The organism is Buchnera aphidicola (Artemisaphis artemisicola), from assembly GCF_005082365.1.
GTDB lineage: Bacteria > Pseudomonadota > Gammaproteobacteria > Enterobacterales > Enterobacteriaceae > Buchnera > Buchnera aphidicola_AR.
Genome location: NZ_CP034900.1, coordinates 478,750 through 497,006, shown reverse-complemented (window position 1 = coordinate 497,006; position 18,257 = coordinate 478,750). Strand labels below are relative to the sequence as shown.

Genomic DNA, 18,257 nt, shown 5'->3' with positions numbered 1-18,257 from the left:
ATTGTTATGAAATTAAAAAAATAATTTTTTCTATTAATGTGTAATTAGGAAAGGTATAAAAAATTCCATTATTTTTCATATTATCACTAATAGCACGTAAAAAAATATAAAAAACACCTCCAAAATCATTTTGATAATTATAGTTTTTTACTTTTTTTTGCAAATACTTATGTATTGCAATAGTATAAATTTGATATTGTAAATCATATCTTTTTTTAATCATTTCTTTTTTTATATTTTGATCGGAATAAAAACTATTATCTATACCTAGATAATTAGATTTATAATCTAATATATAATATTTTTTTTTCCAAAAAAAAACTAAATCAATAAATCCTGTTAATGTTCCTTTTACTGGATTAAAAAATAATTTTGGAGAGGTATTAGATATTAAATCAAAAGATTGCATAATTATATTTAATTCTTTGCTATATAGTGTATTTTTAATAGGCAGAAAAAATTCAAGCTCTGTTAAAAATCTATTTTTATTAATTTTAGATAAAACAATTTTTTCATTGTGTATTGAAGTTGTTATAATATTCTTTATCCAAGATGTTAATACTGGAATCCATTGCAAAGAAAAATCATATTTATCTAAAATTTTACTAAACCAATCAGTGTTTTTATTTTTTAAATAACATAAATTTTTTAGTATATAATGCATCATTAAACCAGTTTTTTTTCCTTGAGGAAAAGTATGTATTGTTAATTTTTTGCTTTTCTTTTTTTTATTTATATTTAAAGAGTCTTCTAAAAAAGTTTCTTTTATTAAACACTTATTTTCTTTTTGTAATTGAGTAAAACTTGTAATGGTGTCAATTTTATTTATATTTTTTTTTAAAGTAATAGATTTTGATATTAAATAAATACTTTTTTTATAAATGGACGATGTTTTATTATTAGAATTATGTTTAATTTCTATATATTTATTACCACTTAATATATTTAATTGCTTAAATAAATTATCATAATTCATAATTTTACCGTTTTGTATAATATATCCTAAAGCGCTTTTATGAATATCACTATAATTTTTATTTTTTTTATTTTTTAATAAACATGCTATTCCAATACTACAATGAACAATTGATCTTGTAAGTGCAACATATAAAAATCGTATATCTTCTGCAAGCCTTTCTTCATCTGATTTTTTCAAACTTTTTTTATTTTCTTCTCTATCAAAAAATATTTTATAAGTTTTTTCATCGTGGTAAAAAAAATCTTTAGATTGATAAAAATCTACACTAAAGGGTATCCAAACAATAGGATATTCTAATCCTTTTGATTTATGTATAGTAATAATTTTAATTGATTCAGATTTGTTTATAGATCTAATATATTCATTGCACGTAGGTTTATTTTTATTTGTTATTTTTTTTTGAAACCAATAAATTAAAGATGTTTTTTTATCAAAAAATTGAAATTGTTCTTCTAATAATTCTGCTAAATGAAGAAAATTTAAATTTTTTTCATAATTTTTATGAATTTCTATAATACTAGAAGTTATTTGATATTCTAATATCATAGTTTTGATCATCTGAAAAATTCCTATTTTTTCCCACATATTATAGTATTCATATAATTTTTCTATTAAAAAATATGATTGTCTATTAGTTGATTTTTTTATCATTATAGATGATATATTTTTTAAAATATGTGTAGAAATAGATTGCTTTAATAGTTTTTGATTGTCTGGTTCTAAAATGCTTTCTAATATCCAGAGTAATTCTTGAGCATCAAAGATGTGAAATATACTTGTTTTATTAGATGAGTATATTGATGTTATATTCAGTTTTTGTAATTCTTTTTGAATAAGACAAGCTTCTTTTTGGTTTCTAACTAATACAGCAATATCATTTGCTGTTAGATTTTTTTCGCCTTTTTTAGTTATAATTTTAGTTTTTCCTAATTTTGAAGAAGACAACCAATAACTAATTTCCTTTGCACATTGTTTTGCAATCCATATTTGATATTCATCTATATATACTTCTTTTTTATCTTGTAAAAAAAAACTAATTGGAATTTGTGAAATACCATTAATTATAAAATCTATATTGAAATTTTGACAAGAAGGTTTAATAGGTTGAAATTGAATATTTTGAAATATAAACGGATTATTATGTTGAGAGAATAAAAAATTAATAGCATGACATATTTTTTGTGAAGAACGCCAATTAGTATCTAGAAAGTAACATTTTTTTATTTTAGATTTAGCATATAAATAAGAAAAAATATCTGCTCCTCTAAAACTATATATTGCTTGTTTTGGATCTCCGATAAGAAATAATGCTATTTTTTTGTTTTTTTTATACAACAAATCAAATATTTTATATTGTTCTATATTAGTATCTTGAAATTCGTCAATAAATGCAGCTGGATATTTTTCTCTTATTAAATTTTGTAAAAATTTTTCCTTCTTTATAATTTTTAAAAGAATAGATAATAAATCATTAAATCCTAATAATGATTGCGTTTTTTTTTCTTTGAGTAAAAAGTAGTTAATATTTTGAATTGCATCTTGAATTATAATTTTTTTTAATGAAAAATTATTATTTAATATTTTTTCAGTTTCTTTAAAAATTATATTATTTAAAATAATATTATTTTTTATATTTTTTTTAATATTAGTTTGTGAAAAATATCTTAATGAATCTGGCATGATATAATCTTTAGTTTCAGATTCTGCCCATATAGTAATATTATTAATCCATCTAGATATATTAAATACATTATATATTTTTTTATTTATTTTTAATTCATTGATTTGTATTAACAACTTTTTATTATTCTTTAACCATATTTTTTTAAAATTATTTATTTTTTTGATATTTTTTTCATGATTTTTAATTAATCTCGTATTTTTTATAAGCTTTTTTGTAAAGTTTTCTGATTTGATATAACAAAGTCTTTTTATTTTTTTTAAAAGATAATCCGGACTACTATAATCTTGATAAATGATTTTAGAAATATTTTCTGGTAAGTTATAAAAATAATATCTCCAAAAATCTTGTGTAGCTTGTAAATATAAATCATCTTCATTTTCAATGATTGTATCTTTAAAAGTAATATTATAATTAAATGTGTGTAATTCTAATATATTTTGACAAAAACCATGTATTGTATAAATAGCACAGTTATTTATATTATTTTGTGCATTGTATAAAATATCAGTAGCTTCTTTTATATTATGTATTTCTTTTAAAAATGATTTTAAGATAGGATCTTTAGTGGCATTATTAATACAGGCTAAATATAAATTTTGAATACCATTTTTAATGCGTATATATAATTCTTCTTTTGCTGCATTTGTAAAAGTCACTATAAGTATTTGTTGTACTAAAAGTTTTTTTTTGTAGTGTTTTTTTCTTCCTACACCTAATAATAAACGTAAATACAGCAATACGATTGTAAAAGTTTTTCCTGTTCCAGCAGACGATTCTATTAAATTAACTCCATTTAGACATATTTTAAATATATTAAGTTTTTTAAAATTATAAGTATTCATTTTTTATTATTTTTTTGTTTTTTAGTAATGGTAATAGCCATTTTTTTGATATTGCACAAATTTTGTTTATATTTTTTTTATCTAATTTTTTAATAATTATTTTAATATAAAAATCTTCTTTTTCTCCTGTAATATAGTTGTTTCCCATCCATGTTTCTATTAATTTTTTGTATCCTGTTATTTTTATATTATTATTATCTTTAATACAAAAATTTTTTTTATCATAAATATGATCAAGCCAACATGCAGCTGATTTTATTAATAAAAGAGGTTTTTGAATTCCTGTAATATATCCTTGAATATATTCTAAAAAATATTTAGATGCAACATCAGGTTTTAAAGGAGAGAAAGACCATATTTGATTTTTATTGCCTATAATTTTACTTTCTCCGTAGCCTCCTAATATAGAATATACTAAATGTTCTAGCCATAAAGAAATACGATCTTTATGATTGATTAAATTAGATTTCCAACGTAACAAACCAGTACTTTGTACTTCATTCAAAATACCATTAATTTGATATTTTTGTATTTTGAAATTAACTTTTTTTTCTTTTGTAAAATGTCTATGTTCAATAACTTTTTTTGCAATAGATTCTATTTCTAGAATATTTTTTTTCCAGAATAATGTTCCAAAAAAACCATAAGGTAACTTTCCAGAAAGCATAAAATATTGATATAATTTTTTTATGTGTTCATTATGTATTATCTTATTTAATAAAATATTTCTTATTTTAAAATTATCTAGTTGATTAACTAAAAAAGGTTCTGTTGGAATTACTTGTTCTTTTTTAGGATTAAATTCTATTTGTAATGTTTTTTTAACAAAATAACGTATAGGATGTTTCCAAAAATTTATTAAATCTATTAAATTAATTTTACTAAAAGTATTTTTTGCATAAACAATTTTATTGAAAAAGCTTTTGTTATATATTTTTTCGTTTATTTTTTTTGATTTATTCTGTAAATTTTTTTTTGTAAAATTATTTATGTTAATTTTTTTATACGAGTAATCTTTTTTGTATTTTATGCATAAATTATTAATTATTTTTTTTTTATTTTCTTTAAAAGGTAAATTTTTATTTCCTATTAAGTAAAAATTTAATGATATATAATTTAACAATTGATCAACTAAAGTGGAAGGATATAATTTGTTCTGATCTTTTATAGAAAATCCAACATAACTAATATAAAACAATTCTTCAGCACAAGATATACTTTGAAGAAATAAATAAGAGTATTTCTGATAAATATTTAAATTACCAATTAATGGATATTGATTTAATAAATTAACTTCATCCATGTTATTTTTATTTAAAGTGCTATTATAATCAAACCCAATAATACATATAACTTTAAATGGGAGATAACAAATAGACTTAGGATGGCAAAAATTTATTGCACCTGGTAAAATTTTTTGATTTTTTATATATTTGTTATATGTATAAATAAATTTTTTTTTCAATATATTAATTGAAATTTTATCTGAATAATTAGATAAAAGACCATCATCAATCATTTTTGTCCAATTTTTTTGAATTATCTTAATAGGTTCTTCTATTTTTTCACTAACATAAAAAATATCACTAATAAGATTTTTAGACAATGAACGCCAATAAATTAGATTTTGTGATTTTGCTATCTTTTTTTTCCACTTTTTAAGTATGTTTATAAAATTAATAAACTTTTCTAATAAGTTTACTCTAGAACCATTAACAAAACTGCATGATACAATGTTTTTCCAAAATTTTTTTGTATTATTTGTAGCGTAACTTAAAATTAATTTATCTATTCCGTGCATCCAAGTATTTTGATGATTTTTAGGAAACAAAAAACTCTCTTTATGTACTTTGTCAATTCCCCATCTAATGTTTGCTTCTTCTATCCAACAAGATAAAATATTGATTTCTTCTTCTGAAATATTAAAATTTTTTGCTATTTCAGGAATATTAAGTAATTCTAATATTTCTTCATTTTTAAAACGACTGTTAGGTAAATTTAATAATTTGTTAAAAGTAGATAATATAATTTTTGTTTTCTTTGAAAATTTTTTAGAAATAAAAAAAGGAATTTGTTTATTTTGATCTAAATCTTTAAATATTAAATTGATATAAGGAATGTAATCATCAATTGATAAACAAGTAACAACTATATCGTTTGGTTTGATTTTAGGATTTTTTGAAAATAGTTCTAATAATTTTTCATATAATACTTCGATCTCATTTTTTTTATTCAAACAAATGTTTATAGAAATAGAATCATCTTGAACATGTAATATTTTTTTTTTTATTTTATAATTTTCACACGCTTGGTTTAAAGAAAAATTATTTTTAATATTATTTAGTAAATTTTTTTTATTATTTTTTTTAAAACAACTTATTATTTTTTTATTAGATTGTATAATATATGTATCGTAAAGTTTTTCATGTTGCCCCCATAATTCTATTAATATATTTTTTGATGTATTTTTTTCAGATAGTTCTAATCTATTTTTTTTAGACGGTGTAATATATAAAAAATAAATATTAATATATGGACTAATTTTTTCAAAAATTTTTATGTAAGAAGGATTTAAAGAGAAAGAAGACAGAATAAAACAACGACGAGGAAAATCTTTTTTTTTTATTTTTTTTTCTTTTATTAATTTTTTAAAATTATAAAATAAATTAGAATAATGATCATTATTTTGACAATTTTTTCTATTTTGATCTATTATTTTTATCCATAATTTCATTTGCCATTTTTCGTGAATATTAATAGTTGATATGTTTTTTTTATTTTCCCATGAGTTAATCCAATGAGGACAATATAAAATATATTCTTCAAACATTTTTGCCATTAGTAATGAAAATTTAAAATTATTCATGTTATTTTTTGTTTTATAACAACATTCAGAAAAATCTTCTACATTTAAAATATTCATAATATTCCAAGTCATAATAGAATGATTAAATGTATTTTTTAAATTTTTTTTAGATAAAAATTTCTTAAATAATTGCCATATAAAATCATGAGGATTGTATAATTTTATATTAGTAGAAATTCCTATTTTATTGGCAATAAATATATTTAGATATTGAAATAATATTTTATTATCATGAATAAAAATTTCTTTTTCAAAAATATTAGACAGAGGTTTTTTTTCAATTATTTGACATACTTTTGATAGTAGTGAAGTGAGTTTATTTGATTGATAAACTGTAAACATAAACACCTGATATTTAATTAAATAAATAGATTAGTATAAAAAATTTATTGAATATTTTTTAATATTATTTTTTTTTATAAAGATGTACATCTATTTGAGGATAAGGAATATTAATATTATTTTTATCTAATGCTTTTTTGAATTTAGCCATTAAATCCCAGTATACTGCGTTTAAATCATGATTATTACTCCAACAACGTACTATAAAATTTAAAGAAGATGGAGCTAGTTCGCTTAATCCAATAATGATGTCTCTATCTTTTATTACTCTTTCTTCGTTTTCTATTACTTTTCTTAAAATTTTAATAACTAAATCAATATCACTATCATATGATACACTTATAATAAATTCATTACGACGTGCTGGCTCTCTTGAATAATTAATAATATTACCTGAAATAATTTTATTATTTGGTATGACTACAATTTTACCATCTAAAGTACGTAGTATTGTATGAAAAATATGAATATTTAAAACAGTCCCTGAAACACTTTCTAAATCAACATATTCTCCTGTTTTTAATGGTCTTAGAGTAACTAATAATACACCTGCTGCAAAATTAGATAAAGAACCTTGTAGAGCTAAACCTATAGCCATTCCTGCGGCTCCTAATATGGCAATAATTGATGTTGTTTGAACTCCAAGTCGACCTAATGCAGCAATTAATGCAAAGGTAATAATAATATATTTTATTAACGTAGAAAGAAAACCAGCAATAGTAGCGTCAATATGACGGGTGATCAATATCTGATTAACACCATTAGATATTATTTTAGCTATAAACATTCCTGCAATTAAAATAATAATAGCAGATGTTAAATTTACGATATATCCAAGAAGTAATTCTTGATTACGTACAAGCCAATTTCCTGCATGATTAATATCATTTACTACATTTAATTCATCCATTATTATCTCTGTATATTTTATATCTGTCAGTATTTATAAATTAACACGCTTAATGTAAAATAGTTTTTCGGAGAATATTTTTATTTATTCCCCGTAATAAGATTAAATTTTTTAATAAAAATATTTTGTTAAAATATTGAAAGAATTTAATTCTTTAAATGATTGTTCTAATCTTATAGACATTGATTCTTGCGATTCTCTTATCCATGATCTTGGATCATAATATTTTTTGTTAGGATGATTTTTATTGATATTATTTCCTAATTGTTTTTGTAAAAAGTCTTTATTTTTTTTATAAAATTTTAACACTCCTTGCCACGTTGCCCATTGCATATCAGTATCAAGATTCATTTTAACAACACCATATTTAATAGATTCTTCTATTTCTTTTAAATCAGAACCTGATCCGCCGTGAAAAACTAAATTTAATGGGTTTTTTTCTAAATTATTTTTCATACTAACATATTCTTGAGAATTTTTTAAAATACTAGGTTGAAGATCAACATTACCTGGTCGATATACACCATGTATATTGCCAAAAGAAGCAGCAATACTAAAATTTTGACTAATTTTATTCAGATTTTCGTAAGCATAATTCACATCTTCAGGATGTGTATAAAGTAATTTTTTATCTATTCTGCTATTATCTACACCATCTTCTTCGCCTCCTGTGCATCCTAATTCTATTTCTAACATCATGTTAATTTGTTTCATTTCTTGTAAATATTTTTTACAAAAATCAATATTATCTTCTAAACTTTCTTTGGATAAATCAATCATATGAGAAGTAAAAAGAGGTTTTTTATTTTTATAAAAATACTGTTTTCCTATTTTTAATAATCCATCAATCCATGATAATTTTTCTTTAGGACAATGATCAGTATGTAGTATTACTGGGATTTTATAATATTTTGCAACTAAGTGTACATGATGAGCTCCAGATATAGCACCTTGAATTGCTTGTTCTTGATGAATTGGAAATCTTTTCTTATAACCCGCAATAAAAGAAGCTCCTCCATGAGAAAATTGTATAATAACTGGAGATTTTACTCTAGCAGCAGTTTCTAATACAGTATTAATAGAATCAGTTCCTATGCAATTTACTGCTGGTATCGCAAATTGTTTTTTTTTAGCAAATTTAAATAATATTTGAGCTTCATCACCATTGATAACACCAGGTTTTATTTTATTTAAAATATTCAATGTTTTTCCTATTTTATTATCTAATTTTAAAATTAGTTAATTAAGTTATTTTTTTTAAAATTTTCTTCTAACATATATATTGCAGGTAATTTTTTCCCTTCCATAAATTCTAAGAATGCTCCTCCTCCAGTAGAAATGTAAGATATATTATTTTTTATATTAAACATATCGATAACTGATAGTGTATCTCCTCCTCCAGCTATAGAAAATGCTTGACTATGTGCAATTGTTTTTGCAATCATTTCTGTACCTTTTCGAAAATTTGGAAATTCAAATACTCCTACTGGTCCATTCCATACAATTGTTTTAGATTTTTTAAGAATATCAACTGCTATTTTAATTGATTGATCTCCAAAATCCATAATTTCTTCGTCTTCTTTGATATTAGAAGGTAATTTTATTGTAGATTTTTCGGTTTTAGAAAAATTTTTTCCTACTCTAGAATCAATTGGAATGAATATATTAAATTGTTCACGTAATTTTTTAGCTTCTAATATAAAATTTGATTCATATAAAGATTTGCCTATTTTATGATCTATAGCTAAAAAAGTATTTGCTATACCGCCTCCAACTATAATTGTATCTGCAATTGTAGATAATTTATGCAGTACATTAAATTTAGTTGATACTTTTGAACCTCCTATTATTGCAACCATAGGACGTTTTGGTTTTTCTAGTGCTTTTGTTAACGCATTGATTTCATTTATTAAAAGCGGTCCAGCACATGCAATTTTAACAAATTTACCAATACCATAAGTAGATGATTGAATTCTATGTGCGCTTCCAAATGCATCCATTACAAATATATCGCAAAGATTAGAATACTTTTTGGATAATTCATCACTATTGTTTAGTTCTCCCATGTTAAAACGAACATTTTCTAAAATTACAACTTCTCCTGCATTTATTTCAAAATTATTTAAATAATCTTTAGCAAAATATATTTTTGTGTTATTTAATTTCTTTTTTAAATATTCAAATATAGGTAATAAAGAATTTTTTTTTGTATTACATCCTTCTTTTGGTCTTCCTAAATGAGACATAATTATGACTTTTGCCTTTCTTTCAATTGCTAATTGAATAGTAGGAAGAGCTGCTAATATTCTAGCTTCAGATTGAATTATTCCATTTTTTATGGGTACGTTTAAATCACTTCTTATTAAAACTCTTTTTCCTGTGATATTTAAATCAGTCATTTTTGTTATATTCATAAGAATTCCTTTTTAAAATAATTAATTAATTTTATAAATTTTTATAAATTTAAATTTAATTTTTAAACCATGTACTGATTCCATCTAAAAACATCTGAGTAGAAAGCATGATTAAAATTAATCCCATAAGACGTTCTAAAGCATGAACACTTTTAGATCCAAATAAATGTAAAAATAAATCTGATAATAATAGTATTATAACAGTAAATAACCATGCTATTAACAAAGATCCAATTAAATAAGAAATATGGTTTGAATACTGATGTGATAATAACATTAATGTTGCTAATAAAGATGGTCCCGCAACTAATGGAATGGCTAAAGGAACTAAAAAAGGTTCTTCTTTTAAAGATATGTTTTCATTATTATTGTTGTTTTCAGAAGGAAAAATCATTTTAATAGCAATTAAGAATAAAATAATACCTCCAGATATTGAAACAGTTTCAGTTTTTAAATTTAAAATAATTAGTATTTTTTCTCCAACAAACAAGAACAATAACATTATAATTAATGCTATAATCATTTCTCTAATCACGATAACTCTTCGTCTTTTAGGTTCTATATGTTTTAATATTGTCATAAATATTGGAAGATTTCCCAAAGGATCCATAATTAAAATTAACAATATAGTAGTAGAAATTATCTCGGTCATATTAATTTATTGTATCCTTTAAAATTGAAAATATTTTTTATAAAAAGCATTCTTAATACATAATCAGTTGATTAAGTATTTTATTAATTTTTATAAATTAATTTATTATATAAAAAAATTTTTTTAATATAAAATTATAATTTTATAATATTTTCAAAAATGCAAATAGAATATTCTATTCTGATATTTTTAAAAAATTAATTTTTTAATCAAAAATAATATATGTTATATATATTATAAAATCTTTTGTAATTATTTTAGGAGCCGGAAAATGTTTACTAAAAGTAATATTATTAATTTTAATAGAATATTATTTTTATTGTAAATTATCCGTGTATTTATTAATGATGAAACGTGTTGGATTTATTGGTTGGCGAGGAATGGTCGGATCAGTATTATTGAAAAGAATGGAAGAAGAAAACGATTTTTCAAAAATTAATCCTGTGTTTTTTTCAACCTCTCAATCTGGTCAAGACGGTCCTATAAATAATCATATATCATGTAATGTTTTAAAAAATGCTTATAATATTGATCTATTACAAGAAATGGATATCATAATTACTTGTCAAGGTAGTATTTATACTAATAAGATTTATCCAGAGTTAAGAAAAAATAACTGGAAAGGTTATTGGATAGATGCATCTTCATGTTTACGAATGAAAAAAAATTCTACTATTATATTGGATCCAATTAATTATCATATTATACAAGATTCTATTAATAAAGGCATTAAAACTTTTGTAGGAGGAAATTGTACTGTCAGTTTAATGCTGATGTCTTTAGGTGGTTTGTTTGAAAAAAAATTAATTGAATGGATTTCTGTTTCTACTTATCAAGCAGCTTCTGGTGCAGGTGCTTCTTATATAATAGAATTATTAAAACAAATGGGAATGTTATTTAATAGTGTAAAAAAAGAATTATTTGATGATTGTACAACAATTTTAGAACTTGAAAATAAAGTAACTAAAATGTCTCGAAGTTCTAGTTTTCCTAAAAAATATTTTTCTGTACCATTAGCAGGGAGTTTAATACCATGGATTGATAAAAAAATGATCAATGGTCAAAGTCGAGAAGAATGGAAAGGTCAAGCTGAAACCAATAAAATTTTAGGATTATTAGAAAATAAAGTATTAATTGACGGTATTTGTGTAAGAATTAGTTCATTAAGATGTCATAGTCAATCGTTTACTATTAAACTAAAAAAAGAATTATCTTTAGATAACATTCAAGAAATTATCGCCAATCATAATCAATGGGTCAATGTTATTCCGAATAACATAGAAGAAACTTTATTAAAGTTAACACCGTCTTCTGTTACTAATACGTTAAATATCCCAATAGGTCGTTTAAGAAAATTAAATATAGGATCAAAATATATATCTGCTTTTACTGTTGGAGATCAGTTATTATGGGGTGCAGCAGAACCTTTGAGAAGAATGTTAAGAATATTAATTGATTAATTATAATTTTATGTATTGTCAATTATTATTTTATATCATATTTTTAATATATACACTATCTTTTAATATAAAATATATTAAATTTTATGTGTATATATTAAATATTTTATAAATTTTATAATCCTTTTTTTAATAAAAAACGATATGGTTTAATTTTTATTTCAAGTTTTAATAGTGTATGTTTCATGAAAAAACAAAAATTTGGGATGTCCCTTTTTGTTGAAAGATCATCTGATAAAACTAATATTTTTTGATTATCTTTCATATTGCGAATTGTTTTTCTAATCATCATAATTGGTTCAGGACATCGTAGACCAATTAAATTTAATGTAATAAAATTTTTTTTCATTATTATAAGTTAAAATATATTAAAAAATTATTATATGTTTGTATTATAAAAAATTTTTTTAATCAACTAAGGATCTTGATTTGTATGATATATTTTTTTTAATATAATATATGTATTAATATTTGACGGTAAAAGTCCGTAAGAACTTTTTCCTTGAGAATAATTTTTTCTTATTTTACTTGAAGAAATATTAATCATTTCTGTATTGGAAAAAAAAATTAATCCACATGATTTTTTATGAAGTAAATGATAATCTTTAATTATATGAGTATTGATCCAATTTATTAATTTATAGTTACTTTTTTTTTATGAGTTCTAGGGCAAACAAGCAAATGTGAATATGATAAAATATTTTCCCAGTCTTTCCAGAGATTAAAATTTTGCAAGTTATCTTCTCCTATTATAAAACATAAAGGTCTTGAATAACCTATTATTTTTCTAATTTTTTTCAAAGTGTCTATAGTATAAAAACATTTAATTTTTTTCGTTTCTAAATAACTTATTTTAAATAAAGCATTATTGTTAATAGCCATCTTAATCATTTTTAATCTATCTATTATAGATGTTTTGCTTTTTTCTCTATGAGGAGGATTATTATTTGGTAGAAATATTATTTTTTCTATACATATTTCATTTGCTAAATTTTGAGCCATACAAAGATGACCATAATGAATAGGATCAAAATTGCCACCAAATATTGCATATAATTTTTTCATTTTTATTTTATAAATATATAAGATGCCATTTAAGACAGCATTAAAGTTAATTCTTTCAATTGATCCCAAACAGAATTATTATATTTTTTTTTAATATTTATTTCTATTTTAACAAGAATTTGAATAGCTTTATATAAACTATTATAATTATTTTTTTGAAATCCGTTTATAAAAAATTTATATCTTTTTTTCCAAATCTTATTAGCTAATAAAAATATATTAATATCTGTTTTTTTTTCACGTTTCATATAAATTAATATTAACAAGTCTTTTTGTAGACTTCGTATTAAAATAAGAATGTTATATTTTTGCTTACAAAATATATTTAGTATATAAATTGCTTTTTTTGTTTGACCTTGAAATATAGCATTAATCCAATGTAACGGACTAAAATTAAAAAAATCAATAATAATTTTTTTTATTTTGTCTTCTGTAATATAAGTATTAGGCCATGTAATTAAAAGTATTTTTAAAATATTATATATAAATAAAGTATTTCCATCATAATATTTATATAATAAAAATAATCCTTTATCTTCTATATTTATATTTTTTTCTTGAATTTCATATTTTATCCAATTAATAAAATCTAAATTATATGGTGTAAAACAAGATATAATGCTGTTATAACTTTTTAATTTTCTGAGTAATTGATTGTTTTGAAAAAAATCAGACAAATGATTAAGTTTTAATATAATCAAGACATCTAAATTAAGTAAAGAAGATATTTTATTAATATTTTTAATTAAAATAATATCTAATTTTTTAATAAGAAAATTAACAATTAGAGAAGTTTTTTTAAAAAATAAATCTTTTTGTTTATAGAATATAATAACTTTTTCCCAATCTTTATTTTTTTCTATATCTATTGTAACTATTTCTGAAAATCCTTTTTGATATGCAATATTTAATATTAATTCTTGACTATTTTTTAATAAAATAAAATTCTCTCCTAATAATATATAAAAAAAATTTAATTTTTTAATTAGATTTTGTTTAAGCTCGTATAAGTGTATATTTTTCATATATTAATAAAATACTTTTAAAAATTGTTTTATTTATAATACAAAATTTATTATTTTATTTGGAACATATATTATCTTTTTTACATCACTATTTTTTAAATATTGTGTAATAATATTTTGATTTTGAATATATAATAATATTTCTTCTTTTTTTAAATTTTTAGAAATTTTTATAGTACATTTTTTTTTTCCGTTAATTTGAACAACAATAATCTTATATCTCTTTAATAAAATATCATTTTTTGCAATAGGCCATTTTTGATCATCAATAGAACTATTTTTGTAAAAATATTTCCAAGTAGTAAAACAAAAATGAGGTGTAAATGGATATAGCATTTTTATAATGCAAATTAAAGATTCTCTCATAATAGATTTATCTTGTTTGTCTTGAACAGGAGTTTTTATTAATTGATTTACTAATTCCATGATTGCAGAAATAGCAGTATTAAATGTTTTTCGACGACCGATATCATCAGAAACTTTATCTATGGTCTTATGCAATTGATAAAGAAGTTCATTTTGTTGATCATTTAAACAAGAAAAATCTATATCTTTATCTGTATTATATACATTGATATAATTATATATTAGTAACCATAATTTTTTTAAAAAACGATGTATTCCTTTTACCCCAGATTCTTTCCATTCTAATGAAGATTCTATAGGAGCTGCAAACATTATAAATAAACGAATTGTATCTGCACCATAATTTTTAATCATCAATTCTGGTTCAATTCCATTATTTTTTGATTTAGACATTTTAATCATACCTGCATAAACTAAATTTTCTCCTTTTTTGTTATAAGATTGAATAATTTCTCCTTTTAAATTTCGTTTTGTTATAACTAATGATGAATGAATCCAATTTTTTTGAGAATTTTTATTGATTTTATAAAAAGCTTCGGCAAGAACCATACCTTGACATAATAAATTTTTAACTGGTTCATCAAAATTAACTAATTTAAAATCACGTAACAATTTATGAAAAAATCTAAAATACATTAAATGCATAATTGCATGTTCAATTCCTCCAATATATTGATCTACAGGAAGCCAATAATTTGATGCTACTGGATCAATCATTCCTGTATTAAAACTTGGACAAGTATATCTAGCATAATACCAAGATGATTCCATAAAAGTATCAAAAGTATCTGTTTCTCGAATAGCGTTTTGTTTATTAATAAGAATTTGCGCCCATTCAGAATAAGGATTAATAGATTTTCTTAATAAATTTATATTATTTTCAATATTCGGTAAAAGTATAGGTAATTGTTCTTTTGGAACAGGTATAATTTCTCCGTTTTTTAATTTGGCCATAGGAATAGGAGCTCCCCAATAGCGTTGTCTTGAGATACACCAATCTTGTAATTTATAGTGAATCTTATTTTTTAATATTTTTTTTTCTAATAATATTTTTTTTATTTTTTCAGTGCTTTTTTGAAAATTTAATCCATTAAATTCTCCAGAATTAAATAATATTCCTTTTTTGTTTATCCAAGAATTATATAAATTTGTTTTTTTATTATTAGAATTTAAAATAACATATTTAATTTGTAAATTATTTTTGATTGCAAATTTCCAATGATGTTCATTGTGTGCAGGAACAGAGAATACTGCATTGGTTCCATGTTCTTTTATAGTAAAATTTGCAATCCAGATAGGTATTAGTTTTTTAGTAATTGGATGAATAACAAATAGATTAGTATTAATACCTTGGTATTTTTCTTTTTCTCTTTCTTCTTGTGAGATATATTCATATTTTTGTATAAATTTTTTTATTGTTTTATTTTGTTTAGATAGATTTATAGATAATTTATGACAAGAAGATATCGAAATATATGTAACACCCATTATAATGTCTAATCTTTCTAAAAATACTTTTAATGTTTGATCTCTACTAAAAATATTTAAAGTAATTTCAAATCCTTTTGTTCTTCCAATCCAATTTTTTTGCATATTTTTTACATTTTCTGGCCAATAATTTAACTTTTTTAAATCTTGATATAGAGATTCAGCATAATTTCTTATTTTTATAAACCATTGTGGAAATTTTTTCATTATTATTTTATTTTGACATCTCCAACAACAACCATCAATAACTTGTTCATTTGCTAAAACAGTTTTATCATAAGCACACCAATTTACTATACTATTTTTTTTATAAACTAGTTTTTTTTTATATAATTCTGTAAAAAACCATTGTTCCCAATGATAATATTCCGGTTTACAAGTAGTTATTTCACGACTCCAATCATAGCTAAAACCTAATGATTGTAGTTGTTTTTTCATATATTTTATATTTTTTTTAGTCCAACTAAAAGGATGAGTATTATTTTTTATAGCCGCTTCTTCAGCAGGCAGTCCAAAAGCATCCCATCCCATAGGTTGTAGGACATTTTTTCCTAACATTCTTTGATATCTAGCAATAACATCGCTAATAGTATAATTTCTAACATGACCCATATGCAATTTTCCAGAAGGATATGGAAGCATAGGAAGACAATAATATTTTTCTTTTTTAGAATCTTCATAAACTTGAAAAGTTTTATTTTTTTTCCAATATTCTTGCACATTAAGTTCTATTTTTTTTGGTGAATATTCTTTTTCCATTTTTTTATCTCTAAAATAAAATATTTAATAAAAATAATATTATGTTATTATTTTTATGCTTTTACTAAAACAGGTATTTTATTTTCCGGAACTGTTACATGTATTTGTATTACTTTTCTACTATCTGCTATAGATATTTTAAAAGAATATCCATCAATTTGAATGTTTTCACCGCGACCAGGTAAATGACCAAATTCTTTCATTACTAATCCACCTATAGTATCTACTTCTTTGTCGCTAAAATTAGTATGAAAAGTTTCATTAAATTCTTTTATTGTAGTTAGTGCTCGAACAGAAAAAGTATATTTTTGAAGTTTTCTAATATTTAATTTTTCTTCATCATATTCATCTTCAATTTCTCCCACGATTAATTCAAGTATATCTTCTATAGTAACTAATCCAGAAACAGCTCCAAATTCATCTATTACTATTGCCATATGATTTCGTTGCAAACGAAATTCTTTCAACATTCGATCGACATATTTGCTTTCTGGTACTACAACTGCTGATCTCAATATATTTTTTATATTAAATATATCTTTTAGATTTTTCATGAAAGGCAATAAATCTTTAGCTATTAAAAAACCTTCTACATAATTATTATCGCTACTCATTACTGGAAAACGTGAGTGTGCGGACTTAATTATAATATCAAGACATTTGTTTAAATTATAATTTAACTTTAATGTTATCATTTGTGTTCTAGGGATCATGATATCTTTAATTCTTTTCTTAGCAATATGCATAACGCCTTCTAGCATATCGCAAGTATCTTGATCAATAAGTTCATTTTGTTCTGCATCACGAATTAATACTAATAATTCTTCTCTATTTTTAGGTTCATCATGAAAAATTTGATTTAATAAAATAGAAAAAAAACCTTTTTTATTTATTTTGTTACAGTTTTCTGAATCATTATCACTCATAGTATTAGATTATCTATCTTAAATATATGTTTTATTATTCTATGGTAGAAAAGGTTTAGTTAAAATATTTTTTATAAAAGATTAAAAAATTTTTTACATATATGGTTTTTGATAATTTAATGATATCATGATTTTATTTTCTATTTGTTCCATAACTTTTGCTTCTTTATCATTTTTATGATCGTATCCTAATAAATGCAATATTCCGTGTATAGTTACATGAGCCCAATATGATTGTAATATTTTATTATATTTTATAGATTCTTTTTCTATTATATTTTTACACAAAACTAAATCTCCTAATAATTTTTGATTACTGGCAATAAACTTATTAATAGAAAATGATAAAATATTTGTAGGTTTATTTATTCCTCTATAAATATAGTTTAAGTTTTGAATTTCTGATTCATCTACAATACGGATTGTTATTATATTAATATTTTTTTTTTAAACAAAACTTTGGATATCCATTTTTTAAA

Annotated in this window: 12 protein-coding genes and 1 pseudogene; 1 reads left to right on the top strand and 12 read right to left on the bottom strand. The window is 21.8% G+C overall.

The annotated features are described in order from the left end of the window. Positions 1–4 precede the first annotated feature (4 nt). From recB to D9V59_RS02280, 6 genes are all read right to left on the bottom strand, one after another. A complete protein-coding gene (gene recB / locus D9V59_RS02305) occupies positions 5–3,505 on the bottom strand; it encodes an exodeoxyribonuclease V subunit beta (RefSeq protein WP_158364709.1) in 3,501 nt (1,166 codons plus the stop codon). Beyond that, entirely contained in the window at positions 3,492–6,713 is a 3,222-nt protein-coding gene (locus D9V59_RS02300) for an exodeoxyribonuclease V subunit gamma (protein WP_158364707.1), read from the bottom strand. The genes recB and D9V59_RS02300 overlap by 14 nt, the downstream gene beginning before the upstream one ends. Before the next feature lie 64 nt (positions 6,714–6,777). Continuing rightward, positions 6,778–7,623 (bottom strand): small-conductance mechanosensitive channel MscS, encoded by an 846-nt coding sequence (gene mscS, locus D9V59_RS02295; RefSeq protein WP_158364705.1) that lies wholly within the window; start codon positions 7,621–7,623, stop codon positions 6,778–6,780. Between the two features lie 111 nt (positions 7,624–7,734). Beyond that, complete coding sequence (fbaA, locus tag D9V59_RS02290; RefSeq protein WP_158364703.1) at positions 7,735–8,826, bottom strand: class II fructose-bisphosphate aldolase; 1,092 nt, start codon at positions 8,824–8,826, stop codon at positions 7,735–7,737. A gap of 32 nt (positions 8,827–8,858) precedes the next feature. Continuing rightward, positions 8,859–10,037 (bottom strand): phosphoglycerate kinase, encoded by a 1,179-nt coding sequence (locus D9V59_RS02285; protein ID WP_158364701.1) that lies wholly within the window; start codon positions 10,035–10,037, stop codon positions 8,859–8,861. A gap of 55 nt (positions 10,038–10,092) precedes the next feature. After that, positions 10,093–10,689, bottom strand: coding sequence for a YhgN family NAAT transporter (locus tag D9V59_RS02280; protein WP_158364699.1), 597 nt, complete (start codon positions 10,687–10,689; stop codon positions 10,093–10,095). Positions 10,690–11,033: 344 nt separating this feature from the next. Between D9V59_RS02280 and asd the strand changes: the two genes are divergently transcribed. Continuing rightward, a complete protein-coding gene (gene asd, locus D9V59_RS02275; RefSeq protein ID WP_158364697.1) occupies positions 11,034–12,149 on the top strand; it encodes an aspartate-semialdehyde dehydrogenase in 1,116 nt (371 codons plus the stop codon). A 115-nt stretch (positions 12,150–12,264) separates the two neighbouring features. Here the strand turns inward: asd and tusA are convergent, their stop codons facing one another. The 6 genes and pseudogenes from tusA to ybeY all read right to left on the bottom strand — a co-directional run bounded on the left by tusA (position 12,265) and on the right by ybeY (position 18,159). Continuing rightward, positions 12,265–12,498 carry a sulfurtransferase TusA gene (gene tusA, locus D9V59_RS02270; RefSeq protein ID WP_158364695.1) on the bottom strand — a complete coding sequence of 78 codons (234 nt, stop codon included), beginning with the start codon at positions 12,496–12,498 and terminating at the stop codon, positions 12,265–12,267. A gap of 66 nt (positions 12,499–12,564) precedes the next feature. Then, positions 12,565–13,214: pseudogene (gene nadD / locus D9V59_RS02265) on the bottom strand (nicotinate-nucleotide adenylyltransferase). Between the two features lie 29 nt (positions 13,215–13,243). Further along, a complete protein-coding gene (gene holA, locus D9V59_RS02260) occupies positions 13,244–14,239 on the bottom strand; it encodes a DNA polymerase III subunit delta (RefSeq protein WP_158364693.1) in 996 nt (331 codons plus the stop codon). A 33-nt stretch (positions 14,240–14,272) separates the two neighbouring features. Next, positions 14,273–16,852 carry a leucine--tRNA ligase gene (leuS, locus tag D9V59_RS02255; protein WP_158364691.1) on the bottom strand — a complete coding sequence of 860 codons (2,580 nt, stop codon included), beginning with the start codon at positions 16,850–16,852 and terminating at the stop codon, positions 14,273–14,275. Positions 16,853–16,905: 53 nt separating this feature from the next. Then, positions 16,906–17,778 carry a CNNM family magnesium/cobalt transport protein CorC gene (gene corC / locus D9V59_RS02250; RefSeq protein WP_158364689.1) on the bottom strand — a complete coding sequence of 291 codons (873 nt, stop codon included), beginning with the start codon at positions 17,776–17,778 and terminating at the stop codon, positions 16,906–16,908. A 93-nt stretch (positions 17,779–17,871) separates the two neighbouring features. Then, positions 17,872–18,159: an rRNA maturation RNase YbeY gene (gene ybeY / locus D9V59_RS02245; RefSeq protein WP_315984424.1), complete on the bottom strand. Its 288-nt coding sequence runs from the start codon at positions 18,157–18,159 to the stop codon at positions 17,872–17,874. Between the last annotated feature and the right edge of the window lie 98 nt (positions 18,160–18,257).

Coding starts and splice junctions, on each gene's coding strand:
- leuS (WP_158364691.1), bottom strand. CDS start 16,852: ATGGAAAAAGAATATTCACCAAAAAAAATAGAACTTAATGTGCAAGAA.
- asd (WP_158364697.1), top strand. CDS start 11,034: ATGATGAAACGTGTTGGATTTATTGGTTGGCGAGGAATGGTCGGATCA.
- D9V59_RS02285 (WP_158364701.1), bottom strand. CDS start 10,037: ATGAATATAACAAAAATGACTGATTTAAATATCACAGGAAAAAGAGTT.
- corC (WP_158364689.1), bottom strand. CDS start 17,778: ATGAGTGATAATGATTCAGAAAACTGTAACAAAATAAATAAAAAAGGT.
- tusA (WP_158364695.1), bottom strand. CDS start 12,498: ATGAAAAAAAATTTTATTACATTAAATTTAATTGGTCTACGATGTCCT.
- D9V59_RS02280 (WP_158364699.1), bottom strand. CDS start 10,689: ATGACCGAGATAATTTCTACTACTATATTGTTAATTTTAATTATGGAT.
- holA (WP_158364693.1), bottom strand. CDS start 14,239: ATGAAAAATATACACTTATACGAGCTTAAACAAAATCTAATTAAAAAA.
- recB (WP_158364709.1), bottom strand. CDS start 3,505: ATGAATACTTATAATTTTAAAAAACTTAATATATTTAAAATATGTCTA.
- mscS (WP_158364705.1), bottom strand. CDS start 7,623: ATGGATGAATTAAATGTAGTAAATGATATTAATCATGCAGGAAATTGG.
- D9V59_RS02300 (WP_158364707.1), bottom strand. CDS start 6,713: ATGTTTACAGTTTATCAATCAAATAAACTCACTTCACTACTATCAAAA.